The following is a 24,941-nucleotide window of genomic DNA, read 5'->3' on the forward strand; positions in this document are numbered from 1 at the left end:
CGTTTTTAATCTGCCGACCACACTGGCTTATCACAGCGTTTTCTCCTCAAATGTAACGTTTCGATTGGTGGGTGAACTCACACACATCCACGTTACATTATCAAAAGACCTGCAGAGTGTCTATTATAATTTTGCGACAAAATAATTTTAGATGTCGCTCCGCCCCCCTGATATCATTGATAATAAATTTTGATGCGTCAGCGCTGATCTATACCGAGATTAAACATAATTTTTTAATTGACCCATCACAGATGGGGTGTTATATTGCTCGGGTTGATTTTTGGAGGAGTGGCCGAGCGGCTGAAGGCGGCGGTCTTGAAAACCGTTAGGTGTTAAAGCCTCGTGGGTTCGAATCCTACCTCCTCCGCCAAAAAGACAATTTGTGGAGAAGTGACCGAGTGGCTGAAGGTGCTCGCCTGCTAAGCGAGTGTATGGGGAAACTTGTACCGAGAGTTCGAATCTCTCCTTCTCCGCCAGTAATAAGGCTTTAAGAGGGGTTGACCGTCCGGTTTCAACCCCTCTTTTTTTTCTTTTTTTCCAGCATAATTGAGAACAAAGCGTTTTTCGCTACCCTTTCCCGATGATAAAACAATCATTCACAGCTAAATCGCTTTTTCCGGCACCGGACAAAATCCGGAAGCACTTCTAAAAAAATGAACCCAGTGGGGACCTGATCATGACAGAAAAAAAAGAGACGTTCAGGCAGAGTATAGTAAATGATGAAGATGAGTGCCTCGTCTTTGGGGCAGATAACCTGTCCCAGTTTACACAGCCGGCAGGTTGTATTGCAGACAAGTGCGAAAGAGCTCTGGCATGCGCAACCCAAAAAGATATTGTCCTGCTCAAAGGCGTGCTTGACCAAGGGTACCAGTCCTGGTTGAGATCCCTGGACTTGGGTACCGATCATGTGGTGGCCTATGGGGCACTTCGGTCTGAGAAACTGCTGTCAGAGCTGATCTTGAAAAATCCAGAGCCGGTAAAGAAGGCCATCCGTAAAACAGGGAAGCGGCCTGTCTATTTCCCATGGCTGTCCGATAAAACCGAAGCCCTGGCCGCAAAAGCCATGGGAGCTGACCTGTTTGGGGCCTCCCCGTCCCTGACCCTTAAGTATAACCATAAAGTCTCTTTTAAGCAGGTCTGCCGAGATCTGGAAATTCCCGTTATTGAAGGAACCTGTTTTAACCCCGGTAAAAGGTCCCATGAAAGTCTTTTCGCCCTTGGGGAGATTGCCGAACCATTTCTGAAAAAATACGACAGAATCATCATCCGGGCCGCTATGGATAACACAGGATTGTCAATGGTATATAAAACAGACGGAAATGACCTTTCACAACTCCATGAAAAGTGGCTGGATCTGGGCATTGACACCCTGATGATTGAACCCTTTTTAACGGCTGACTTCTCTCCCGGTGACCAATGGGTCATCAACAGGAAAGCAGAGATCATCCATAAGGGCATGCGGAACCAGATCCTTAATGGGCTGTGGCATAAGGGAAATATTCGGACCGATACCCCGCCTAAATTTGATTGCAGGACCATAAAAGAGATATCCCATAAAATTGTCACCCGAATGGCCCATGAGGGATATGTGGGAGTCGTGGGTATCGACTATATCCAGACAGGCCAGGGTATTTTCCCGGTGGAAAACAATGCCCGGGTAAACGGGTCAACCTATGTTAAGTTCATTGTTGAAAATATCCAGAACCTGACCGGCACGGTTCCCTGCTGGAAATCCCTGAAAGCAAAGACCGCACCCAATCCATTTCAGCATCTTGCCAAGACCTCGGCCGGCATTTTATATGACGGAAAAAAAAACTGCTCTTATTTCCCCTATAATTGCGATAACCTGGAAAAAACAGGGGCGTATGCCGTCATTCTCATGGCCCCGGACCTTGAAGCCCTTGAGGAACTTGAAGGGGAGATGATACGTGCAGGCCTGATCTAAGAACCGGTAAACAATAAATTCCCGATTAAAATATAAGAGCCCAGGTCATCATAACGCAGTAGACCCCAAGGACGGGAAACCAACGGCTGCTGAACTTCGATGTTTTTACCGGGGCCAGATTCAACCCGCTGAGCAGTAGGAAAAGCACTGCCAGCATCCATGTAAAAGTTCGGGGGTCAAAGCTGCCGCTGAAAAGGAAAAGGGGGGCTGCAATGAGAATATTATTATCCAGGGCAAGGCCGCTGTAGCTTCCATCTTCCGAGAGCCCGAAAACATTGAACCAACTCAGGCGGATAGCCGCTGCCCCGAGTATGATAAAGGCAGGAACGAACCAAAAGAAAGAGAACCCCCCGTAACCCATAAGAATCACTGCCGGACAGACACCGAAACTGATGATGTCGATCAGGGAGTCCAATTGCGCCCCATAAGCACTGTGAATATGAGTCCGCCCTTTGAGCCGCCTGGCAACGATTCCATCGGCCCAGTCGAAAAAAACAGCCCAGAGCAGGGCTGCAACAGCCAGATTAAATTGAGAGGTCACGACGGCATAAATGCTGAGCAAGGCAAAGAACAGCCCAGTAAGGGAGCAGAGGTTGGGAAGGTCCCGGACAAAGGAGAGCATGGAAGGAGGCTCTGTTTTTACCGGTTCTTGACTCATGCCCCCCCTCCCAAGGATTCAAGCAAGGAAAAGAACGCCTCTGTGAATACTTTATTTTCCATAGGCCTTCGGCTGGCAATCCGAAGATACCTGTCACCCTCGGCCATAGTTTTACCGGAACACTCTTTGACCAGAATCTGATGCCTCACAAAAAGCTGTTCAGCGATATCTGCTGCCGGAGGCGCCCAATCCGGCAGCCGGCAAAAAATAAAATTGGCATCCGGCCGGAAGACCTTAAGGTCCCGAATTTGTGAAAGGCCACGGTAAAAATCATCCCGGTCGTTGATCACACGGCGGCAACTGGTTTTAAAGGCGTCTTCAAACCTGGGAAGGAGACGGAGGAACTCTTCGGCAAATCCGTTGATATTCCAAATGTGAACACCGGCTTTAAGGATAGACAACAGCCGTTCATTCTCTGTGGCCAGATACCCGAGACGAAGGCCGCAGATACCATAGGCCTTGCTCATACTTTTGATGACAGCCAGGTTCGGATACCGGGACAAATGGGTTTCCATGCTACGCGCCGAAGCAGTGTCGCAAAAGTCAATAAAGGATTCATCCACAATGAAACAGATCTCTTTGTTCTGGAACCGCTCGGCCATCCAGTGAATTTTTTCCGGGGAAACCCCAAGGGATGTGGGATTGTTCGGGGAGACAATCACAGCCGTATCAGCCCCGGAGGAAACCGCCTGACTGACAAAGCGTTCAGGATCCAGTTCAAATTCGGGGGGATGAAGCATAAATTCAATAGCCCCTGCCCCGGGGGCCGCGTTAATATACTCATTAAATGACGGAACCGGGATGATCAGCCTTCGGGCGACCTGGGTAGAGATAATTTTAATCAATTCGGCGGCCCCGTTGCCCACCACAAGATTTTCACGGGGGATGTATGAAATTTTCTGGACCAGGCCGGCCAGGTCTTTCTGGGCCACAGGATAGTTCCGGACAAGGTTAAGTGTCTCTGCCTTGAGATGATCAATAAGGGCTTCGGGCGGAAAATACAGATTATAGAGGTAGGCGTGATCGGTAAGTCCATAGCGGTGATACCCACCGTGCTGGGTTCTGAGATGTGTATATAACGCTTTGGATGATGGGCGAGTCATTGGCATCCTCAATTTTCAATAAAATGATTGCCGGCAAAAGTTGACCGGCAGCCCCCAAGGCCTGCCCCCACTTCTGGGGTAACGGATTTTAAACAACCGGCAAAAAGCTTTTCCGCTTGGATAAGATCTTCAATGGTATCTATTTCATACCAGGCGGTTTTGTCAAAAAAGACTGGGGTCAACTCAAGTTGTTTTTGACGGACCAATTTACTGAACACATACTCATAGTAGGCCTGAAATTTTTTCTTTCTAATGGCCAGGTCCAGTTCCTGAATAACATACTGCCATGATTCCAGCGATAAACTGTAGATGTTGACGGTCTTATACAAAGGGAGGCGCTGCTCTGTCTCATGAATACCCAGGAACCGGTTTACCTTCCCGTACCGGTCCACAGAGACCATTGTCCCATCCATCCAGGGTTTTACCTGTGCGATGGCGATCCGGTCCGGCGTCAAAAGGGGGCCTATGCACTCGGGATCAAACACCAGATCGCTCTCAAGTAAAAGAAAGGGGTCTTTTATCTCATTTCTGGCCCGCCAGAGGGAATAAATATTATTTGTGGTCCTGTATTGGTCTGAATGAACAAAAGAGATTTCCATCCTTTCCGAATAGGGTTTCAAGAAGGATCGTATGCAATGGTCCATATAGCCGGTGACAACAATGAGGCGGCGGAACCTGTGACGGATAAGACTTGACATCAGGCGCTCCAGTATGGGAATCCCGTTCACCCGGGTAAGGCATTTTGGCATATTAGCGGTTAAAGGGCTCAACCGTGTTCCTGTACCGGCTGCCAGAAGAAGTGCTGTGAAAATTTGTTGATCAGCATGAGACATAATTAGCCCCCCCCCTTAGAGTAAAAGATATAGATTATTTCCGTTTTTAAGGCGGTGAATGATATCCCGCATCAGACCGGGAAGCCGGTCAAGATTATTTTTTATCCGTGTGATGTCGAAAACTGCGGCACTTTCCAAAAGTTCACGGCTGAATATGATTAGAAGGTTTAAATTATGTTTTTCTGCTGTGGCAAGAAGCAATTCTGCGTATTCTGTCACCCGGCTGATAACCAGGGAATCTTCAAATGCGTGGCAGCGTGGAAGAAATTCCGTTTCCAAAAGATGGGCCAGGGATTCAGGGTCGACAATCTCCTCTACACGAAGATCATCCAGAAAGTCCCCCGGCCTGGGAAGGAGGGAGTGATCAGGGGAAGATTCAGGACAATTATTTGCCCCGTATTCTATACTTGGAGCAACATCCTTGAAGCACACCCGAAAGCAACTGCCTTGTCCCGGCGTGCTGGTCACACTGATAATTCCGTTCATGGCGTGAACCAGCCGTTTACAGATATTCAGTCCAAGCCCGGCGCCACCATGCTGTTTGTTCAAATGACTGCCTACCTGCCTAAAAGAATCAAATATGATATCCTGATGGTGAGGTTGGATTCCAGGCCCTGTGTCTGAGACCAGCAGAATGAGGTCAAACCGGCCTTGAGTTTCCCCTGGCCTGGTGTTTGCCGCCAGCCGGATATGTCCTTTACGGGTGAATTTGATGGCATTGCCCACCAGGTTTAATAAAATTTGCCGGATCCGGCTTTCATCAAGTTCTAAATAGGCAGGCATCTCCTGTTCCAGATGCATGATAAATTTAAGATTTTTTTCATGGATTTTCCCCTTAAAAATGTGACCTATTTCATTGAAAAGGCGGTCAATACTTACCGGGCCGTAGCTGAGTTCCATTCTGCCGGCTTCTATCTTGGACAGGTCGAGAATATCGTTTATCAGGGTCAGCAGACTTTTGCCGGATATTTTGATGGCCTCTGTATAAGCATTGTATCTGGAATCCGTCATTTCATTGGCAATTAATTCGCTGAAACCGATTAATGTGTTTAACGGGGTCCTTATTTCATGACTCATATTGGCCAAAAACTCGGATTTTGCCTTGTTGGCAGCTTCAGCAGCCTTTCTCTCACGTTGGGCAATCTCGATCTCCCGGCGCTGGGTGATATCCACCACAAACCCCTCAAAACAGATATAGGGCTCTTCATCATTGAAAATTTTCCTAGCGGCAATGGAACACCAAAAGGGAGTTCCATCGGTTTGAACCAGTCTTGTTTCATAGCCGATGACTTCGTCATGGGCATCAAAATAATCGGACAATGCCTTCCGGGACTCGGCCGGCAGCAATAAAAGGCTGAAAATATTCTTGCCAAGCACCTGTTCAACATTTTCATACCCAAAGATAGTTGCCAGGGCGGGGTTCGCATTGATGAGCAGGCCCTGGTCCGTTATCTGGAATATGCCCTCAACGGCATTGTCAAATATACTCCTGTATTTTTCTTTGGCTTGGGCCAGGTCTGCGGTCCGCTCCTCCACCCTCAACTCCAATTCATCTCTTGCCTTTTTCAAAAGCCTGTTTTGTTCTTTTATTTTAAACTCCGACAATTCAATGTTTTCTGCCATTTTATTGAGGGCCAACCCTATTTCTCCAACCTCATCATCGGGCAGGCGGATGTTCAAACGAAAATCCAAATGGCCTTTTCCCATCAGTTTTAGGCCGGACACCATCTCTCCAATAGGCCTGGAAAGGGATTCGGCGATCACAAAAAGGACAATGGACAGAATAATAACCGCAACAAGGGTGATTATAATATTAAAGGTCTTCAAATTTTCCACCGGCGCAAAAATTTCCGACCGAAAGGCGCAGACCACGATGGTCCAATCCATTTCCCCCAATTTTTTATAGGAAGCAAATATGGGATTTCCCGAGAGTTCATATTCAATCACCCCGGCCCCCTCTGCCAGTATCTGCCTGCCAAACCGGAACTCGGAAATATCTTTACCGAAAATTTCTGTCTGATCGGGATTGGACACAATATGGCCGTCATGGGTAACAATATAGGCATAGCCGTTCTGGCCGATTCCGATGGGGTTGATAAAGGTTTTGGCAAAGGTGTCAACATCAAATACCGCATACAGAACCCCTGCAACAACACCTTTGTCCTTTACAGGCGCCGAAATTATAAAAACCAAGCCCCCGTCCGCCCGGTCTTTAATCACCTGGTCAGACATATAAACCCTCCCTTTCAGGGCCTTTTTAAAAAAGCGGGTTTGGCTGACATTGGCCCGGGGGGGATGGCCTTCCCAGGTAGTGGCAATGATATTGCCGGCGGCATCGGCCAGGAGGATATCCTTATAATATCCATAATCATTTTTAATTCGATTAAGCTGAGTGGCGGCAAAATCCCTTGCAGTAACCCCAAGAAATGAGGTGAGAAGCGCTTTCCTGTAGACCCCTTGCTGACTCCAATTACCCATATCCAGCCGCCGGTTGTAAAGCCAGGTGGACATTGAGTTTGCTATGGTCTGAGTAACATTGTCAATTTCATCTTCGATGATATTTGACAATGCCTTTTTTGCCTTAATATGGGCAAAAACAGATATCGTCCCCATGCCCATCATCATGATGATCAAGGTAGGAAGCAAAAATTTATATTTCAGACTCAAGCGCATTATCTATTTGAAATACCATTGGTCCGGCCGATAAGGATAAGCATATCCATAATAAAAAGAGTTGACCTTCCATTCCGGAACATTTGCCAGCTTATTGGACACGATGGTTATCAGCGGAACTTCGGAAAGGGTGCCGATAGCACTCAAATTTTTAAGATTCAGATCTATTATTTGCCTGCCAAGCGCATTATACCAGTCAGATCCCGGCACTAGGGTGACAAATTCCTCCCCCACTTCCCAAAGGCTCCTTACCCATTGAGGCGGTTCTTCCCCTGTGAGTCCGTTGCTTAGTTTCCATTGCCACCAGGCAATGCCGGTCACGGGATAGGCCGTCCCATAAGGCGGCATAAATGTATTGGGGGAGGCAAACAAGGTGGGCTCAAACGGGGCCACCCACTCATTGGAAATATCGTTGCAGTTTGACAACTGTTTTTCCCTGGCCTCTCTGGTGCTAACCTCCCTTAGGTTAACCTTGAAACCAACAGCATTAAGGTCCTGGGCAATATACTGGGGCAAGTCATGGGACCAGACATATTGAAGACTGTATTCCCAGTTTATAACTAAAATGTCACCGTCCGGACGAAGCCGGTAGCCCCCAGGCCCTTTTTTCAAGCCCATTTCATCCAATAGTTGACTTGCTTTTACCGGGTTGTACTCAGCCATGAACGCCTTATCAGCTTCAGTTACAAAGGAAAGGTTCTGGGGCAAGGCCTGCTGGGGTTTACACAATCCTAAAAACAGAGCTTGATTAAGCCGTTGGCGGTTTATAGCCAGGGACACAGCAAAATTAAATTCCGGGGTTCCGTAAATCCTCTTTTTTACATGATCCCTGTGGGTCTTATTAAAAAAAAGAACCGGTCCCAATCCGGTAATAGGAAGTTGAATGGTATAATTGCCCTTGTCTTTTGATGCCTGGAGCAAAGGGTAGAGATCCAGAGGCATATTCTGGGATTTCTGGTCCACGCGTCCCTGGATAATCTGCCTTGCCCACTCTTTTTTTTCAAGAAACCGCTCATGGTGGTAAGTAATATAGGGAAGCTGATTTCCGCCGGTGTCAATTTTAAAATAATAGGGGTTGGCTTCAAACAACCGGCTGCTCCCGGTGGGTTCCTGTTTGAGGATATGACTTTCCAGTGTCGGTACCTCAAGCCCTTCCGCCTTATTTACAATTGCGTCCTTCCACCGGTCCCAATAAAGTTTAAACCGCTCAACCCAATTTTTATAACCAAGTGACCGGGCTTGTTTGTCAGCATCCGGATTGTATCTGATATGAAATTGTTTGAGAAAATGCTTGGGGGCAAACGGATCGTAGTAAGACCCGTTCCCACCAAGGTAAAACAGCAGCGAGGTATAGGGCTTATTAAAAATTAGGGTCACACTGGTTTCGTCTATTTTCTCAATTCTGACGCCAAACTCGCCCCAGGGAGACGGTATCTTGTCATGGATGGCTTTATTGAGAATAATATCCTCCATATAAAAAAGCATATCGTCGGCTGTAAACGGCTCACCATCGGACCAGCGATGACCTTTCCTGAAAAAAAACGTAATCTGGGAATAGTCTTTATTCCACATCCAGGACTTGGCAACATTGGGCACAATGGTCCGGTTGTCACTGCTGAATCTGACGAGGTTGGCCTGCCGCCAGGAAAGGATTTCCGCGTTCCCGGTTTCATAGGAAAGGGACAGACCTTTCAGGGTCCCCCCGTAGGTTCCCACTGCGGTTTCCGGAATAACCACCAGTGGCTCTTGGGGAAGTCTGTCAGCCACATTTGGCAAACGCCCCGTCTTTACCCGGTCGGCGAATAAAGGATTCTCCTTGACCGTAAAATCCCGGCCCAGGAACCTTCTGAATTCATCGGCTTCCATTTGGTTCCGATACTTTGTTTTAAGGCCTTCTGCAGTCCGAATCGTCAACAAAGGAGCGCAAAAAGCCGGGGTTGTAATCCCCAGGAAAATAAAAAAGAATCCAAAGATGGCAGACAAATAGTTCATAAGAAGTCCGGGCCCCTGTTCCAAACGAAACGTATTCAAATAACAGCCATGGGCTGACCTGGTCCATCAACACCCAGTCTCAACCCACAACAAAACATGAACGTTATTTAAGAAGTTATTTAAGCTTTTATATAAAAGTTCTAATATAGCTAATTGATTTTTACGAAATTTACAAGTTTTTCGGCTAATGAATTTCTCATACGACCTAATGATATTTTGATGACTTTTTATTGGAAAAACAACTAACATATCTGATATACTGTATTTTAAAGTGAAAATTTTATCTACCTGTCAAAAAGACAAAATATTTCATTATACATACGTTTAAAGGAGATCAACGATGCAATGCCATGAAGTGGATTACGAAATTTTCGGGGATGACATGCAGGCCGTTGAGGTGGAACTGGATCCCGGTGAAACCGTGATTGCCGAGGCCGGGGCCATGAACTGGATGGAGCAGGGCATCGCATTTGAAGCCAAAATGGGGGACGGCTCTGAAGCAGACAAAGGGATTATGGGCAAACTCTTCAGTGCAGGCAAACGGGCGCTCACCGGTGAAAGCTTGTTTCTCACCCATTTTACCAACCAGGCACATGACAAAAGAAGAGTGGCTTTTTCGGCCCCCTACCCCGGTAAAATTATTCCCGTTGACATGGCTGCCGTCGGCGGACAGTTGATCTGCCAAAAAGATGCTTTTTTGTGTGCAGCCCTTGGCACAAAAGTTTCCATTACCTTTAACCAAAAACTTGGGGCCGGTTTTTTCGGCGGCGAAGGGTTCATTCTCCAGCGTCTGGAAGGTGACGGTATGGCGTTTGTTCATGCCGGCGGCACCATCGTTAAAAAAGAACTGAACGGCGAAAGGTTGATGGTGGATACCGGCTGCATCGTGGCCTTTTCCCAGGGAATTGATTATGATATCCAGCGGGCAGGCGGGCTTAAGTCCATGTTTTTCGGTGGTGAAGGGTTATTTCTGGCGACACTGGAAGGATACGGCAGCGTTTATCTGCAAAGCCTGCCTTTCTCCCGCTTGGCAGACCGCATTATCAGCCATGCGCCAAGTGCCGGGGGCTCATCTAAAGGGGAAGGTTCCGTTTTGGGTGGTCTTGGACGCCTTCTGGATGGAGATTAATGCAACGTCTGATTTATTTTTTAACAGGGTGCGTCTTTTGTCTGTTCTGCGGTTGTGCCACAACGTCCAAAACTGTCATGCGCGATGATCCGTTAATCGGGGCCCTGGTCAAAGGGGAGACCGGGGAACCTGTCTGCTTTGCCGATCTTGTGGACACTCTTATCCACAGCGATATAGTTTATCTGTCCGAAAAGCATGATAATCCCATGCACCATGCCATTCAGCACCGGGTTCTCCAGGCCATTATTGACCGGGGATACGCACCGGTACTTGGATTTGAATTTTTTTCATACCAGAACACTCCATTGCTGCTCAACCTGGTGGATGCCGGGAAAAAAGTGCATTCACCTAAGATGGAAAAAGCCGTTGAACAACGGATCAGGGAAAAACTGGGATGGAAAAAACAATCCGACACCATGTGGGGTTATTATTGGAATCTGATAAGGCTCGCGGTGGATAACGGGCTGCCTGCCGTAGGCCTTGATCTGTCCGCCACCCAGAAGCGCCGGATAACCCGCAAAGGACTTGACGGCCTGTCCCCCATTGAATTGCAGCAGCTGTTTTCCACAAAACTTTCAAATACAGCCTATGAATCGTACATGAAATCGGTTTTTGTATCGGTTCACTGCGGCATGGATCATGGCCGGATGACAGAGCGGTTGTATGATACCTGGATGACGCGCAATGACCGGATGGCCCTGTCCGTGACTGAACTGTTTAATGCCGTGCAAACCCAAGAGCGCGATGAGGCAGGACGAAAAACAGGGCCTGTCGTCATTATAATAGGCGCGGGCCATACCGAGTATGGTTTAGGTGTCTTGGACCGGGTGCATCACTTGAAACCGAATGCCACCCAAATAAATCTGGCCATAACGGAAATAGAAAGAGAACCGGCTGACCTGGCCCAGTATATAGCACCCCTGTCCCTTGAAGGCTTTGATCCGGTTCCCCCTGCAGACTTCCTGTGGTTCACCCAGCGGGTATCTTATGAAGACCCGTGTGAAAAATTTAAAACCGCGTTGGAAAAAATGAAAAAGCACAAAAAATAAATCACTTCGTGGTCAGTCTATTAACCACCGGCAACCGCTCCCGGCGCTCAACCCCATCCCAGTTCGGGGGAACGGATGCTTTCAGATAACCGTTGATACGATCCAGATAAGACAGATAAAGCCGGCAGGGATTGGTCTGGTCCAATTGTAAAAAAATCTTTTTTGCCACTTTAAAATCCGCCTGCTGAAAGGTGTCAACCCCCTGTTCAAATACACGAATCTCGTTAATAATTTCCTGGGAAGGAAAACCCAGGCACAAGGGTTCATACAAATCTTCCGGCTGTTGCCTGCCCTTAACCTGGACTTTATCAATAAACCGGCAGAAAAACTTATCTTTGATCAGTTCCCGGGTGGCCTTGGAAACCAAAATGGATGTACCGTAATTTTTATTTGCCCCTTCCAGGCGGGATGCCAGATTTACATTATCGCCCATGACAGTATAGTCAAACCGTTGCAGGCTGCCGAAATTACCGACACTCACAGGCCCGGTGTTTATGCCTACACCAACGGATATACCCCTGAGCCCCTTTTTCTGCCATGCCTGGGCCAAATTTTCCAATACACCTTTAAACTCAAGCGCGGTGCGAACCGCATGTAGAGCATGGTCAGGATCAGCTTTAGGTGCGCCCCAGAAGGCCATGACGGCATCTCCAATGAACTTGTCCACGGTGCCGCCGTTTTCCATGATTTTTTCACTCATGGCCGTAAAAAACCGATTCATGAAATGGCCTAACTCCTGGGGATTCATCTTTTCCGAAAGGGTCGTAAATCCCCGGATATCGCAGAACATTACGGTCAATATTTTTTCCTGGCCGCTCAAGGAAAGGGCTTTAGGGGTTTTGATCAAATGGTTAACCACATCCGGGGCCACATACCGGGAAAAGGCGCCCTGGATAAAACGCCTGGACTTGCCTTCCCTGAATGCCTTGAAAATACTCATGATAAGAAGAATGGCTGTCGAAGAAATCAACGGCATACTGATCCCCACATGCTGATGATTCAAGAAAAAATAAAAATAATTTCCCATTATGGTACAGGTTAGAAAGCCTGCCGTTGCAACGCCGCCGGCCACAGGCCCCAGGATACACAGAACAAGGGTCACGGCAAGCCCGCTTAGAACAATCAGGGTATAATTGAGCCCGATCTCCGTCATCCGGTCATAGGTAAACGGGTCTGACCGAATCAGATTGTCCACAATGGTGGCATTCACCTCCACCCCGGGAACCGCAGATCCGAAAGGGGTGGCTTTGAGATCCAAAAGCCCTGTGGCCGAAGCCCCAATAAAAACAAATTTATCTTTCAATTCAGGCACAATCTCTTTGTCCAAGACATCGACGGCACTGATATAACGAAATGTGCCCGAAGGTCCCCTGTAATTGACAAAAATCTGCCCGACACTGTCCGTGGGGATAAACCTGTCACCAAGGGAGATCCCAAGAACCGGCTGCCGGGCAGCTTTAATCCGGGAGGATGCATGAATGGTCATTTCAAGAATGTCCATGCCCACCCTGAACACCTCCAGGGCCAGGGATGGATAGGGTATATTGTCCATAACCATGACAAGGGGAACCTGGCGGGCAGTTCCTGAATCGTCCGTGAGCACATTGATGAACCCTTCGCTCTGGGATGCCGCCACGGATGGGTGATTGAGCACCGCCCTGAAAGCGGGGATCAAGGAGATCCGGTTAAATTGCAACGTTGCGGGCTCCAGGCGGATAACACCCGAGGGAAAGGGCTGGGCGTGGTTGGTTATCAAGCCGCTGTCCACAAACTGAAATCCATACCCCAGAATCGTGGGACCCCGGGAAAGTGCTTCGGCAAACACCCGGTCATAATCCAAGGCCGGATCCTTACCCAATGTGTGAACCAGGGTCTCGGGAATTTTAAGGGCTGTTTTTTTATCCAGATGGGAAATAAAATAGGCAGGAGAGGTCCGGTCCTGTTCGGCAAACAAAATGTCATACCCAACGGCGCGCACACCGCTTTGAATCAGATGGTCGGTAATTTTAGCCATGACGTTTCTAGGCCAGGGCCACTGTCCCAGATAAGAAAGACTTTTTTCATCAATGTCCACGATGAGCACTTGGCCGGAATCCGGACAGGCACCTCTGGCCCTGAACATGATATCCATGGTTCGGTTGTCAATGGCAGCAATCAAGGAAGGTTTTTCGCTGCCGCACATATAAAGGATTACACAAGTTGCGGCAATCAGGCTGCAACCGAGAAAAAAAGCGGGCCAGGAAAAAGACTGATCTTTTAACATGACGGCTTAAAAATACCCTTACCGGTCCCCGGCAAAAATACCAAGGTACTGGGTACCGCTGGCTGTGGCTGAAAAATTTCCCCCGACACCTTGTGCGTTGGAACCGTAAAAGGCGCCTGACACCTGGCTTGTCGTTGCGCCCTGAATTTGGCCGGAAAATCCCGAAGTCGTAACCGAACCGTTGGCAAGATCAAGTGTAATCTCATCAAACTTAATATACCCGTCAACAGTCTTGTTACCGAAATCAATGTCCAAGCTGGTGCTTCCATTGGTCAATTTCGTAAGGCTCATCGAACTGGAGAACATGATCCCCTGGGCCTTTCCTATATAAGTGGCGGTGAAACCACTCGTGATCAGATCTTGTACAGCACCGGTATCAGTGGCCGCACCGGCGATCCAGAAAGATCCCGGAATGTGGATGTGATAATCATTGGATGTGGCAGGATCAACATACGCGGCTTCCCAGTACCCCCACGTGGTGTGCGAAGACAATGGGGTTTCTCTGGACGTGACCATATAGTTACCATAAGACTTCAAGGAAGCGGTGCCGCCATTATAAATGACATTGCTGCCGGTCAGGGTGGCTGCCAGGATACTATCTGTTAAATAAGCCGAATGGGAAGCGTTCCCGCCGATGCCCATGTTACTTATGGTGGCAGACCCGTTTATATCGTCTCCTGACATGGCTCCCAGGAATGTTCCACCGTCCTTATCAATGGTAAAGGAAAACTTACTTTTATCATCATTTAGAAATACCTGACGGTCAGTGAAGGGGTCACTCATATCCTCTCCCACACCGGTAAAAAAGCCGGACCAGGTTGCAATACCGGAAAAAGAATTGGCGGTCTTATTTGAAAGTAGACCGGCCAGGGTGTCGGACCAGTAAGAGGTCTGGGTCTGATTCTGGATATTCACATCCGCGCCTTCCATGGCAAGGCCCACGGCCTCCTGGGCAGTGCCATAGAAAGAGCCGAATGTTTCCGTGCCGTCCAGTGCGAAGACAGGACCATCTGATGAATCCGAACCTAATACCACCACATTATAAATTTCTCCGTGATCCGAAATTTCCCCGAAACCGAACCCTATTCCCTGATTTGATGAACCGGTATTGAACTCCTCAAAAACCATAATGCGGCGGTTGTCCCAGTTAACAACAAATGTCATATCCTGGGCATCTTCCTGCTCCAAAGTGCTTTTCATGTTACCGGTGTATTTCCACAACCCGGTTGAAGGCACACTCGTGGACCTGGACCCCGTAAACCCAAGGGATTTAAGATGGTCAAGAACATCCTGGTTTTCTGTTGCGGCATAGGCGACTTCTTCCAGGGAAATCTGAGCAAAGGTTGATATTGTATCCGACACTACCGATGAACCTGTATCTGTGGAAAAGTAAGTATCCAGAGTATCTGAGCCCTCAACCAACAGGGAAGACGCCTCACTGTCCGATGCTGAAGTATCGGTCTCTGAATCCGACGTGCTTGCGGTTTCCTGGGTCCCATCCGGTTCCTGGGTCTGGGAATTTTCCGCCACACCGATTCCTTCCTCTGCCTGCTCACCCTGTTCCCCCTGCCCTGCCTGGTCTGACGATAAAAGGGTTTCAAGTTCCATCAAATCGGAAGTGGACATTCTGGCCGGAGATGCCGGGGCCTTATCCGCATGCGCTACCAGGGTGGCAAACCCCGGACGGCGGATGTCGACCCGGCCAGCCCGGTTCCGGACGTAAATACCCTTGCCGCCGTGAAACAGTACCGTCAACCGGGTGCCCCGAAGATTTCCGGCATACATGGAGCCCCGGATGCCAATGGTCCCGGACACTGATGTCGTTTTGAATTTTTCAGGTGCCATCCGGGTGATGGCACCTCCCATAATCCTGAAACTGCCTTCCCGGATCTGGGTTTCCATGCCTGCTTTTTTATTTTCAGGATCCCATTCATAGGCGGAAAGCTTCATCTTTGTATTACGGCCCAGGGTGATCAGGGTATTATCCTTGAACATGAGCTGAACGCGCCCGGTCCCTGTTTCAATAACATCCCGGCAAAATACCTGTGCGTTCAAGCCAAGATCTCTTTTCTGCCCGTTTTCCTCGACAGCCATCACCTTTCCCCGCACTGCCACAACTTTTCCGATAAATTCATCCTGACCGCCTATACAAAATACGGGAAAGGTCAGAACCAATAATACCATCAATCCGGTAACTCTATATTTTATCATCATCCTTTCCTTTTAAAAATTATATACAAGACAGGTTTGGACGAGATCCTGGGTATATTCATAAAGGTCCTGGTTTGAAAATGCCCAGATACGCTGGTAGTTCAGCCGCAGCTCAAAATACTGGTCCGGACGTCCGGCACGCTGCCACAATTTCCTGGACAAACCCAGGGAAAGCGTATGCCGGGTATCCTTTCTTCTATCCTCAAACAGATAGCCCGGTTCATCGTAATTGGTCACCCGAAATTCATACCTAAAATAGCCGTTTGTCCTGTTGAACAAAAAACGGGAAGCGGCAAAATTTAAGCGGAACCGTTTATATCCATATTCATCATCATCTGCATCTTCATGCTCCAGACCCACTCCCATGTCAAACCAGGTGTTGAATTTCAAAAAGACCAGGTCTGTGTGAAGGCTTAGGTTGTTGCTGTCCATGGCCGAAAAATCAGGATAATTTTTTTGTTCAAGGGTCGCGCCGGTACGCACCATGACAGAAGGAGAAAACACATAATCCATCGTAGCCCGGGCACCCATGCTGTCCATATACCGTTCATCATCGAGACCAATCTGCCGGGTCAACAATTTGAATCCAAGTTTGCGCCGGCCTGAAATATGTTGGGGGCCGGTTAATATTTCCGCATAGCGGATATCAAGGGCATGGGTCTTATCATACCACCCGGTAAAAAAAGAACCGTCTGTTTTCCAGGCCCATGGCGAACCAAGGAACCGATAGGCATGATCAAGGCTTAGCGCCGTGTAAAAAAACCAGTCTTCAGTCTCCTGGGCCGAAGGTCCGGTCAGCGTTACATCACCGATGACGGTATCAATGGTTTGACTGGATGGTGACGACCAGACATTATTATTCCAATCCATTCCAGCGGTAACACTGCCATGGAAAAAATGGGTCTGCTCGGATTTGTCAATCCTGGCCATGAAGGCCTTGATATTTTCCTTAACGGTTTCAGGCGGATCGCCAGCAAGCACCTGTCGGCAATATCGCCTGGCCGAATTGTTATCACCGATGGCATAAAATGCACGGGCCAGTTCAAGCTTGATCCTGTCATGGCCGGGAGAATAAATCAGAATGCGTTCAAACACCATAATAGCCATCTCAAAATGACCGGATTCAAAGGCAGCGCGGCCCAAATAAAAATTGAGCTCAGGATCGTTTGGAGCCCTATCCGACAAATCAAACAGCATCTGGTAAGCTTGCTCAAATTGCCCGCTTTTAAACAACGCAATACCCTGGGCAACACTGCCCGGACCCGAACCATCCTGCCCAAGCGCTACAGCCCGGCAAAAAAGAAAGACCACCGCAACAAGATAAAGCTTTTTCATGAATATAATCTTTCCCTGGGAAAAATTGAACTAACTGAATTAATAAAAAAAAAGATATCAATAATATGAACCAAAGTCAACGCGAAGATTTCGCCGGATACGACTTTGTTTTTTTACTTTTTTACCCTTAGTGCGCCTAAAGTTTTCGTCATTTCAAGCACATCATAGTTCCCTGTAGCCTGTGCCTGTTCATACACCTGACGCGGTGGCTGCCCCCCTTCTTCGGGATTGAAAAATATATCGTGGATGACCAAAAAACCCCCTGGGATGACATGGGGTGCCCAGGTCAAAAAATCCGTATGTGCCGCTTCAAAGGAATGCCCGCCGTCGATGAACACCATGGAGAGCGGTGTCTTCCACATACGGCCTGCTGTTTCTGAGGTGCAGACAATGGGCACCACCGTGTCTTCTAAACCTGCCCGGGAAATTGTCTGACGAAAAAACGGAAAGGTATTGACAGTTGAAACTTTCTCATCGTAGAGATCCGGATCAAAATATTGTTCATCCGGCTGCTGTTCTTCTGAGCCTGCATGGTGGTCAATGGAAAATAAAATACCGTTGTTTTGCTTGCAGGCAGACCCGATAATGGCAGCAGACCGCCCGCAATAGGAGCCGATTTCAAGTACCGGACCAACCCTGGAAGCCGTCAGGGAAAGATCATATAAACGAAGTGCCTCATCGTCATCCATAAACCCCTTGATGGTATTTAAAAATTCAAAATCAAGCGCCCGGCTCATGAAATTCTTTCCTCATCATAGCTTTTAACCAATATTTCCCTTGGCTTGGAACCGATCTGGGGTCCGACAATCCCTTCATGTTCCATCATTTCAATGAGCCGGGCAGCCCGGTTGTAACCGATTCGCAACCGGCGCTGTACATAGGAGATGGAGGCCTGGCGATCCTTGGTAACCAAGGCCACAGCCTCGTCGTATTTTTCATCATATTCGGATTCGTCAAACACCTTTTCCTGACCGTCGTCATCGCTTTGGATCACCTCTTCGTTATAATCGGGCCGGCGCTGATCTTTAAGAAACGAGGTAACCCGGGAAATCTCTTTTTCGGAAATAAAAGCGCCCTGGATACGCATGATCTTTCCTGTACCCGGCGGACAGAACAGCATGTCTCCGTTGCCAAGCAGGCTTTCCGGCCCTCCCTGGTCAATGATGATCCTGCCGTCAATCTTTGAAGAGGTCTGAAAAGACAGCCGGGTGGGGAAATTAGCCTTGATCGTGCCGGTAAGTACATCAGCGGACGGACGCTGGGTAGCGATGATCAGATGGATACCTGCGGCCCGGGCCATCTGGGCCAGGCGTGTCAGGGCATACTCCACGTCCTTGGAAGCCACCATCATCAAATCCCCGAGTTCGTCCACAATCACCACAATAAAAGGAAGGCGCTCCAGGGGCAGTCCGCCGGGAAGCACAACATCCTCGGGCGAGGTGTCAGGCTCAATATCCCGGAGCCGTTCGTCCACCATCTCATTGAACTGTGTGATATTTCTCAGGCCTGACAATTCCAATAACTCGTACCGGCGCTCCATTTCCCGGACAGCCCAGAAAAGGGCATTGGTGGCTTTTTTCATATCCGTAACCACAGGGGTGATCAGATGGGGAATATCATTATACACGGAGAGTTCAATACGCTTGGGATCAATCATGATCAGCTTGACCTCATCGGGGGTGGCCTTGTACAGCAAACTGATGATCATGGAGTTAAGTCCCACACTTTTACCCGTACCCGTGGCACCGGCAATAAGCAGATGGGGCATTTTATCCATTTTAGTGGCCACGGGCTGGCCCAGAAGATCCTTGCCAAGACCAAGGGTCAGTAAGGATTTGGACTGGACAAACTCCTTGGATGCAATCATTTCCCGTAAATTTACAAGTTCCCGCTCATCATTGGGAATCTCAATCCCAACGACATCCCGGCCCGGAATCGGTGCCACAATGCGAATGGAAATGGCGGCAAGGGCAAGAGCAAGGTCATCGGAGAGCCCTACGATCTTTGACAATTTAATGCCGGGGGCCGGACGATATTCAAAGGTGGTGATAACAGGCCCGGGGAGAATCTCCACCACCTCACCTTTGACATTAAAATCCTCCAGCTTTTTTTTCAAGATACTGGCCTTGTTCTGGAGTTCATTCGTGTCGATCTGTCTGCGGATTTTTAGTTTCTCATCCAGAAAGGACAAACCAGGCAGCACAAAGTCGGGGGTTTCCCGGATATCTTTTATTATGGTATCCGCCACATACTCTTTATCATCGGTTTCCACCTCCACAATTGTGGGGCCAAAGGATTTTTCGGGCTCGGATTTCTTTTTAGGCGAAGAGACATTGTTAGGGCGGGGTATGGAAACAACAGAATCTTCTTGGATCACATCCCCGTTTGTTTCCGGCGCACAAGAAAAATCGTTCGCATCCACAGCAGGGGCAACATCATCCCTTGCATTTTTTTCATTGAATCTTGGCAGGACGGTCAAGGCTTTTAATTTTTCAGCCCGGGCAAGCCAGGCTGCTTTTCTCTCCTGTCTTTTATTTTCCAAGGCCTGTCTTAAATATCCGGCGCCTTCGGCCATATCCCGGGCAATTGTCCGGAAAAACCGGACCAACCAATTCCAGCCCACGTGAAGCACTGATTTTAAAGAAATGCCGGTGATCAGCATAACGCCCAGAAGCACAAAAAAACATAAGAATATGACACAACCGGTGATATTGGCATATTTAATCAAAACCCCTGCAAGCCAACCACCCACTTTTCCGCCGGCAGAAATTGTGGTGTCGGATAATGCATAGGTTTCTTTAAACAGAAAAAAAACACTGCCCGTGGTCATCATCAGGATCAGTCCTCCTGCCAGGGTCAGCCAGATGACTCTCCGGGATTTTTTTCTGATAAGCCACAACCCCAAAAGACAAAGGATCAAAGGAACCCAGAGGGCGCCAATACCAAACAAGAATATAAACAGCCCGGCAACATGTGCACCGATCAGGCCGAACAAATTGTTCACCCGGTCAGGAAAAGTAAAAAAATGATTACCCAGGCACGGATCGCCGGCATGGTATGAAAATAGGCTGATTGATGTCAGAATAATCAGAAATATTAAGAAGATGCCGAGCAGTTCTTTTTTCATACTTCTATGATAATGGGTACAATCAAAGGCCTGCGGTTTATGGCAAAGGCAAAATACTGTTTGAGCGCCCGCTGCAATTTTTTTCGAATCAGTTCCACCCTCGAATCGATCCCGGCTTCAATCTCTTCAACAATCTCCAGGATGACGCACTGGGCGTCGTCCACAAGGTAGCCTGTGGCAGAGTCAAAAACAAACCCTTTGGAAATCAATTCCGGCCCGTACAGCACCACCCCTGTCTCCTCGTCAATGATCATGGTCACCACCACAAGGCCGCCTTCGGACAGTTCCCGGCGCTCTTTAAGCACGGAGCGCCCCACATCACCGATGCCTTTGCCGTCCACAAGTATCCGGCCGGTCTGCACCCGCTCCGCAATCCTGCCCCCGTTTTCCCCGTCAAAGGCAATGACCTGGCCGTTTTCAGCCACAATCACGTTTCTGCGGGGCATACCCAGTTTTTCGGCAAGCCTTGCATGCACCACAAGATGCCGGTATTCACCATGTATGGGGATAAAATATTTAGGTTTTGTCAGGTTGATCATCATCTTAAGCTCTTCCTGGTGGGCATGGCCGGAAGCATGGATCCGGGCGATCTTGGAATAGACCACTTCGGCACCCCTTCGGTAAAGCTTGTTAATAATGCCGGCAATGGCTTTTTCATTACCCGGGATATGCTTGCTTGATAAAAGCACGGTATCCCCTTTGCGGACAGTGATGTGCTTGTGAACGCCCGAGGCCATGCGGGCCAATGCGGACATGGGCTCGCCCTGGCTACCCGTGGTGATGATCACCACTTCATGGTCTTCAAGCTTATGAATCTGTTTAATATCCACCAGCATCCCCGGGGGACACTTAAGATAGCCTAAACGCATGGCCACATCCGTAATCTGTTCCATGCTGCGGCCATTGAATATGACCCGGCGGTTATTATGTCTGGCAATATCAATCACCTGCTGGATACGGAACACATTGGAGGCAAACAGCGCAACAATCACCCGTCCGGGAGAGGCTTCAACCAGTTCGCCCAAATTTTTTGCAACCTCCTGTTCAGACATGGCATAGCCCTCTACTTCCACATTGGTGGAATCGGAAAGCAGCGCCATGACGCCCTTTTCGCCGAACCGGGCAAAACTGGAAATATCGGTATTCTTCATGACGTCCGCGGAGTGGCTGATGCGGAAATCCCCGGTATGAACCACCACCCCTTCAGGCGTTGTGATGGCCATACCCACACCGTCAATGGTGGAATGGCTTACCCGGATAAACTCTATGTCAAAGGGTTCAATGGTGAGCACCTCCCCTGGGTTGACCAGGTTGAGATCCACATGGGTTATGAGATCAAACTCAATGAGCTTGTTGCGTACAATTTCCAGGGTAAAGGCCGTGCCGTATACCGGCAGACGAATCTCGCGCAAAAGGTAGGGTAACGCCCCGATATGGTCTTCATGGGCATGGGTCAGGATGATGCCTTCGATTTTATCCATGTTCTCCCGAAGGTAATCCATGGCCGGGATAACAATATCCACGCCCAGCATATGGTCTTCAGGGAACATGATGCCTGCGTCAATGATGAAGATGACATCATCATACTCCACCACCATCATATTCAGGCCTATTTCGCCAAGTCCCCCAAGGGGTATGAGTTTAAGCATTTAAATTATCCCGACCCGATATCAAATACAGATGGACAGCTTTTCAAGAACGGCGTCTGCCCAGTTAACCAGCCAGTTGCGCTGCTCAACCGTGGCATAGCCCATACAATCACACCGGATATTGGTTTTAATCCTTACCAACAACTCACAGGACAAGGCGTTCTCTTCCAGCATCAGGGCAAACACGTGGGGACCACAGGCCTTATGGGCGGCCTGGGTTTGAGTCAAAATATCCGGATCCAGTTCAAGCCAGTAGATCCCGCCCACAGTGGCAGCCTCAAGATACGTGTCAAAATACTGTTTTAACTCTGTATAATCCTTAAGCGTAAAGCCGTCTATCACATACTGTTTCATGCGCAATAAATTAACACAGAAGTCTTGAAGTATGCAACCGGAACTTATCTTCCATAAAATGGTTGCAAATCAAACTATGAATAGATTAATAAAGCAGTTGATGCCATGGATGTCTTCCAGAAAGCCAGGCAGAAGGGAATCTCTTTCATGCCCGGGGTGCTATGCTCCACCACAGACAGATACAGGCATTGTCTGCGTCTGAACTGCGGGATTTCCTGGTCGGACGAACTTGAAAGCAGCATTGCCCAATTGGGCCGTATTATTTGTACGATGCATAAATAATAACAGGAGAACAATATGCTACATAGAATAATCAGCCATGCCCTGCCCTATTTTCCACCCCAATTAATCTGGCAGTTTTCAAAAAGCTATATCGCGGGCGAGACCACCCAGGACGCCATTAACGCGTCAAAAGCCTTGAACCGGGAAAATGTTATGGTGACCCTGGACATCCTTGGTGAATTTATCAAAACCATTTCCCAAGCCGCAAAGAACCGGGATGCATACCTATCCCTTATCCGCACCATTGAAGCTGCAGGAATTAACGGTAATTATTCTATTAAGCCCACCATGTTCGGTCTTCTGATCGATAAAAAAATATGTTTTGAATATATGAGGGAACTTACGGCTGAGGCGGCGTCCCATGGTAATTTTGTCCGCATTGATATGGAAGACTCTCTTTGTGTGGATGATTCCATTGATATTTTCCGCCGGCTTAAGCAGGAATTTCCCCAGAACATCGGTCTGGTGCTCCAGGCCTACTTGAAACGCACCCTAAACGACCTTGAATCCATGCTGGATTTGCGTCGAGACGATGCAGCTTTGAATTTCAGACTGGTCAAGGGAATCTATGTGGAGCCGGCAGCCATTGCATATAAGGATTACCACGAGATTAATGCCCACTTTCTTGAAGACCTTGAATTCATGTTGAAAAACAATGTATATGCGGCCATCGCCACCCATGACACCCCTTTGATCCGGGGAGCACTTGACCTGATCGACAAATATCAGGTGCCAAAGGACAAATATGAATTCCAGATGCTCTATGGCGTAACCCCCAAAAAACGTTGGGAACTTGTGCAAAACGGTCACAGAATGCGGATTTACGTGCCCTTTGGAGAGCAGTGGTTTGGCTATTCCACCCGGCGGCTTAAAGAGAACCCGGCCATGGTCAAGCATATTCTAAAAGCATTGGTGTATAAGGAATAGCAAAACATAGGCTTAACCTACGGCAAAATTTCCAAATTTTCGTTCAGGCACTATTTGGCGCTTTTGCCGACTTCACCCCATTTTTAGGACAATATTTTTCAAGCACACAACGGTAACAATGAGGCCCAACAGGTCGGCAGGTGCCCTGCCCAAAGGTAACCAGAATGCGATTCACCTCTTTCCAGAATTTTTTTGGCAGTTTTTTTCTTAAGGCTTTTTCCGTATCAAGGGGGGTTTTCGTTTTCACGTATCCCCAGATATTCATGATCCGGTGTACATGGGTGTCCACACAGATGGCCTCCTTGTCAAAGGCTACCGCCCTGACCAGATTGGCGGTTTTACGTCCCACCCCCGGAAGTGTTACTAAATCGTCAATTTCATCGGGGACTTGTCCCTGGAAGGCATCCAAGGCCTGGGGAAGTTTTGATAAATATTGCGCTTTGGATTTATAAAATCCCACCGGAAAAATCAGTTTCTGAATCTGAGCAATGGAAAGCGCCCGCAATGCTTCAGGGTCCGGGGCCTGTTCCAGCAGCCGCTGTGCGGCCACCGCCGTCACCTCGTCTTTGGTTCTTGCGGACAGGATGGTAGCCACAAGCACTTTAAAGGCAGAACGGCTCTGGACGGCAATCAAATCCACCACCGGCACCTGGTAGGTCTCAACCTCCTGTTTAAGCGTCTCAAGAAAAAATGCAATATCAATGGCCATGACACTACTTGAACAGGGTAGTTGCAAAATAATAGATCAACGGCAGAAATATGGCCGGCAGCATGTTGCCCACGGCAATCTTTTTTTCCCGGATCATGTTCAATCCAATGGCTGCGATGAGCAGCCCCCCTGCCCCGGACATCTGACTAACCACCGAAGGAATCAAATAGGGTTTAATAAATCCCGCAGCAAGGGTTATGGCGCCCTGGTAAACCAGAACAGCTCCAGCGGAAAGTCCCACTCCGATGCCCAAAGACGCGGTCAGGATAATTGACGTTACACCGTCTAAAAAGGATTTGGCAAACAATGTATCATGGTTGCCGGTGAGCCCACTTTCAAGGGAACCCACAATGGCCATGGAGCCTACGCAAAATAAAAGGGACGCCGTAACAAAGGCCGTGGACATGGAAGGGGTTGTGGCGTTTGGATCGGTAAATTTTTTTTCCAAAAAATCCCCAAGTTTTTTCAAATGCGCTTCGATAGCTAAAAACTCACCGATAATGGCACCAACGGCGAGGCTGATAATGATCACCAGAATGTCCGGGCACCCCAAAGCACTTTTCAGCCCGATGAGAATGACGGACAGGGCAATGGCCTGGAGCACCGTGATATTGTACTTTTCAGGAATACCGTTTCGAAACAGCATGCCGATGGTTGTCCCCGCCAGAATGGCAAGGACATTTACAATGGTTCCCAGCATGA

Annotated in this window: 19 protein-coding genes and 2 tRNA genes; 6 read left to right on the forward strand and 15 right to left on the reverse strand. The window is 48.4% G+C overall.

Annotated elements, in window-relative coordinates:
* The first annotated feature begins 282 nt into the window (after positions 1 to 282).
* The 3 genes from B147_RS0116740 (at position 283) to B147_RS0116750 (ending at position 1,945) form a co-directional block, all read left to right on the forward strand.
* A tRNA-Ser gene (locus B147_RS0116740) sits at positions 283 to 370 on the forward strand.
* A gap of 14 nt (positions 371 to 384) precedes the next feature.
* Positions 385 to 476, forward strand: a tRNA-Ser gene (locus B147_RS0116745).
* Positions 477 to 676: 200 nt separating this feature from the next.
* Entirely contained in the window at positions 677 to 1,945 is a 1,269-nt protein-coding gene (locus tag B147_RS0116750; RefSeq protein ID WP_020588354.1) for a hypothetical protein, read from the forward strand.
* Positions 1,946 to 1,970: 25 nt separating this feature from the next.
* Here the strand turns inward: B147_RS0116750 and B147_RS0116755 are convergent, their stop codons facing one another.
* From B147_RS0116755 to B147_RS0116775, 5 genes are read right to left on the reverse strand one after another with little or no spacing between them, the layout of a single operon-like run.
* Complete coding sequence (locus tag B147_RS0116755; protein ID WP_020588355.1) at positions 1,971 to 2,603, reverse strand: CDP-alcohol phosphatidyltransferase family protein; 633 nt, start codon at positions 2,601 to 2,603, stop codon at positions 1,971 to 1,973.
* Positions 2,600 to 3,706 carry a pyridoxal phosphate-dependent aminotransferase gene (locus B147_RS0116760; protein ID WP_020588356.1) on the reverse strand — a complete coding sequence of 369 codons (1,107 nt, stop codon included), beginning with the start codon at positions 3,704 to 3,706 and terminating at the stop codon, positions 2,600 to 2,602. The genes B147_RS0116755 and B147_RS0116760 overlap by 4 nt, the downstream gene beginning before the upstream one ends.
* An 8-nt stretch (positions 3,707 to 3,714) precedes the next feature.
* Complete coding sequence (locus tag B147_RS0116765; protein WP_020588357.1) at positions 3,715 to 4,539, reverse strand: phosphocholine cytidylyltransferase family protein; 825 nt, start codon at positions 4,537 to 4,539, stop codon at positions 3,715 to 3,717.
* Between the two features lie 15 nt (positions 4,540 to 4,554).
* Complete coding sequence (locus tag B147_RS30450) at positions 4,555 to 7,206, reverse strand: cache domain-containing protein (RefSeq protein WP_169400721.1); 2,652 nt, start codon at positions 7,204 to 7,206, stop codon at positions 4,555 to 4,557.
* A gap of 9 nt (positions 7,207 to 7,215) precedes the next feature.
* On the reverse strand, positions 7,216 to 9,204 hold the full coding sequence (locus tag B147_RS0116775) for an ABC transporter substrate-binding protein (RefSeq protein WP_020588359.1): 1,989 nt from the start codon (positions 9,202 to 9,204) through the stop codon (positions 7,216 to 7,218).
* A gap of 340 nt (positions 9,205 to 9,544) precedes the next feature.
* On the opposite strand from B147_RS0116775, the gene B147_RS0116780 reads away from it, so the two are divergent.
* Both B147_RS0116780 and B147_RS0116785 read left to right on the forward strand, forming a co-directional pair.
* The gene (locus tag B147_RS0116780) at positions 9,545 to 10,333 is read left to right on the forward strand and encodes a TIGR00266 family protein (protein ID WP_020588360.1); all 789 of its coding nucleotides are present in this window, start codon (positions 9,545 to 9,547) and stop codon (positions 10,331 to 10,333) included.
* Positions 10,333 to 11,382, forward strand: a complete 1,050-nt coding sequence (locus B147_RS0116785) for a ChaN family lipoprotein (protein ID WP_020588361.1) — start codon at positions 10,333 to 10,335, stop codon at positions 11,380 to 11,382. Before B147_RS0116780 ends, B147_RS0116785 begins: the two co-directional genes overlap by 1 nt.
* 1 nt (position 11,383) lies before the next feature.
* Here the strand turns inward: B147_RS0116785 and B147_RS28690 are convergent, their stop codons facing one another.
* From B147_RS28690 to B147_RS32190, 8 genes are all read right to left on the reverse strand, one after another.
* Positions 11,384 to 13,645, reverse strand: a complete 2,262-nt coding sequence (locus B147_RS28690) for a CHASE2 domain-containing protein (protein ID WP_020588362.1) — start codon at positions 13,643 to 13,645, stop codon at positions 11,384 to 11,386.
* An 18-nt stretch (positions 13,646 to 13,663) separates the two neighbouring features.
* A complete protein-coding gene (locus tag B147_RS0116795; RefSeq protein ID WP_157237927.1) occupies positions 13,664 to 15,859 on the reverse strand; it encodes a FecR family protein in 2,196 nt (731 codons plus the stop codon).
* A gap of 9 nt (positions 15,860 to 15,868) precedes the next feature.
* Complete coding sequence (locus tag B147_RS0116800) at positions 15,869 to 17,191, reverse strand: surface lipoprotein assembly modifier (RefSeq protein WP_020588364.1); 1,323 nt, start codon at positions 17,189 to 17,191, stop codon at positions 15,869 to 15,871.
* Between the two features lie 113 nt (positions 17,192 to 17,304).
* Complete coding sequence (locus tag B147_RS0116805; RefSeq protein ID WP_020588365.1) at positions 17,305 to 17,928, reverse strand: class I SAM-dependent methyltransferase; 624 nt, start codon at positions 17,926 to 17,928, stop codon at positions 17,305 to 17,307.
* Complete coding sequence (locus tag B147_RS0116810) at positions 17,925 to 20,318, reverse strand: DNA translocase FtsK (RefSeq protein ID WP_020588366.1); 2,394 nt, start codon at positions 20,316 to 20,318, stop codon at positions 17,925 to 17,927. Before B147_RS0116810 ends, B147_RS0116805 begins: the two co-directional genes overlap by 4 nt.
* Positions 20,315 to 21,967: a ribonuclease J gene (locus B147_RS0116815; protein WP_020588367.1), complete on the reverse strand. Its 1,653-nt coding sequence runs from the start codon at positions 21,965 to 21,967 to the stop codon at positions 20,315 to 20,317. Before B147_RS0116815 ends, B147_RS0116810 begins: the two co-directional genes overlap by 4 nt.
* Before the next feature lie 21 nt (positions 21,968 to 21,988).
* Positions 21,989 to 22,321, reverse strand: coding sequence for a hypothetical protein (locus B147_RS0116820; protein ID WP_020588368.1), 333 nt, complete (start codon positions 22,319 to 22,321; stop codon positions 21,989 to 21,991).
* Positions 22,322 to 22,395: 74 nt separating this feature from the next.
* The gene (locus B147_RS32190; protein WP_169400722.1) at positions 22,396 to 22,563 is read right to left on the reverse strand and encodes a hypothetical protein; all 168 of its coding nucleotides are present in this window, start codon (positions 22,561 to 22,563) and stop codon (positions 22,396 to 22,398) included.
* Between the two features lie 55 nt (positions 22,564 to 22,618).
* Between B147_RS32190 and B147_RS0116830 the strand changes: the two genes are divergently transcribed.
* Positions 22,619 to 23,530: a proline dehydrogenase family protein gene (locus B147_RS0116830; protein ID WP_020588370.1), complete on the forward strand. Its 912-nt coding sequence runs from the start codon at positions 22,619 to 22,621 to the stop codon at positions 23,528 to 23,530.
* Positions 23,531 to 23,573: 43 nt separating this feature from the next.
* On the opposite strand, the gene B147_RS0116835 is transcribed toward B147_RS0116830, so the two are convergent.
* Positions 23,574 to 24,239: an endonuclease III domain-containing protein gene (locus tag B147_RS0116835; RefSeq protein ID WP_020588371.1), complete on the reverse strand. Its 666-nt coding sequence runs from the start codon at positions 24,237 to 24,239 to the stop codon at positions 23,574 to 23,576.
* Between the two features lie 4 nt (positions 24,240 to 24,243).
* Positions 24,244 to 24,939 carry a DUF554 domain-containing protein gene (locus B147_RS0116840; RefSeq protein ID WP_020588372.1) on the reverse strand — a complete coding sequence of 232 codons (696 nt, stop codon included), beginning with the start codon at positions 24,937 to 24,939 and terminating at the stop codon, positions 24,244 to 24,246.
* Positions 24,940 to 24,941: the final 2 nt, after the last annotated feature.

It is taken from the genome of Desulfobacter curvatus DSM 3379, assembly GCF_000373985.1.
Lineage (GTDB): Bacteria > Desulfobacterota > Desulfobacteria > Desulfobacterales > Desulfobacteraceae > Desulfobacter > Desulfobacter curvatus.

Excerpts from the sequence above, each read along its gene's own strand:
- B147_RS0116750 (WP_020588354.1), top strand. The coding sequence starts at position 677 with ATGACAGAAAAAAAAGAGACGTTCAGGCAGAGTATAGTAAATGATGAA.
- B147_RS0116755 (WP_020588355.1), bottom strand. The coding sequence starts at position 2,603 with ATGAGTCAAGAACCGGTAAAAACAGAGCCTCCTTCCATGCTCTCCTTT.
- B147_RS0116760 (WP_020588356.1), bottom strand. The coding sequence starts at position 3,706 with ATGACTCGCCCATCATCCAAAGCGTTATATACACATCTCAGAACCCAG.
- B147_RS0116765 (WP_020588357.1), bottom strand. The coding sequence starts at position 4,539 with ATGTCTCATGCTGATCAACAAATTTTCACAGCACTTCTTCTGGCAGCC.
- B147_RS0116775 (WP_020588359.1), bottom strand. The coding sequence starts at position 9,204 with ATGAACTATTTGTCTGCCATCTTTGGATTCTTTTTTATTTTCCTGGGG.
- B147_RS0116780 (WP_020588360.1), top strand. The coding sequence starts at position 9,545 with ATGCAATGCCATGAAGTGGATTACGAAATTTTCGGGGATGACATGCAG.
- B147_RS0116785 (WP_020588361.1), top strand. The coding sequence starts at position 10,333 with ATGCAACGTCTGATTTATTTTTTAACAGGGTGCGTCTTTTGTCTGTTC.
- B147_RS28690 (WP_020588362.1), bottom strand. The coding sequence starts at position 13,645 with ATGTTAAAAGATCAGTCTTTTTCCTGGCCCGCTTTTTTTCTCGGTTGC.
- B147_RS0116795 (WP_157237927.1), bottom strand. The coding sequence starts at position 15,859 with ATGATGATAAAATATAGAGTTACCGGATTGATGGTATTATTGGTTCTG.
- B147_RS0116800 (WP_020588364.1), bottom strand. The coding sequence starts at position 17,191 with ATGAAAAAGCTTTATCTTGTTGCGGTGGTCTTTCTTTTTTGCCGGGCT.
- B147_RS0116805 (WP_020588365.1), bottom strand. The coding sequence starts at position 17,928 with ATGAGCCGGGCGCTTGATTTTGAATTTTTAAATACCATCAAGGGGTTT.
- B147_RS0116810 (WP_020588366.1), bottom strand. The coding sequence starts at position 20,318 with ATGAAAAAAGAACTGCTCGGCATCTTCTTAATATTTCTGATTATTCTG.
- B147_RS0116815 (WP_020588367.1), bottom strand. The coding sequence starts at position 21,967 with ATGCTTAAACTCATACCCCTTGGGGGACTTGGCGAAATAGGCCTGAAT.
- B147_RS0116820 (WP_020588368.1), bottom strand. The coding sequence starts at position 22,321 with ATGAAACAGTATGTGATAGACGGCTTTACGCTTAAGGATTATACAGAG.
- B147_RS32190 (WP_169400722.1), bottom strand. The coding sequence starts at position 22,563 with ATGCTGCTTTCAAGTTCGTCCGACCAGGAAATCCCGCAGTTCAGACGC.
- B147_RS0116830 (WP_020588370.1), top strand. The coding sequence starts at position 22,619 with ATGCTACATAGAATAATCAGCCATGCCCTGCCCTATTTTCCACCCCAA.
- B147_RS0116835 (WP_020588371.1), bottom strand. The coding sequence starts at position 24,239 with ATGGCCATTGATATTGCATTTTTTCTTGAGACGCTTAAACAGGAGGTT.
- B147_RS0116840 (WP_020588372.1), bottom strand. The coding sequence starts at position 24,939 with ATGCTGGGAACCATTGTAAATGTCCTTGCCATTCTGGCGGGGACAACC.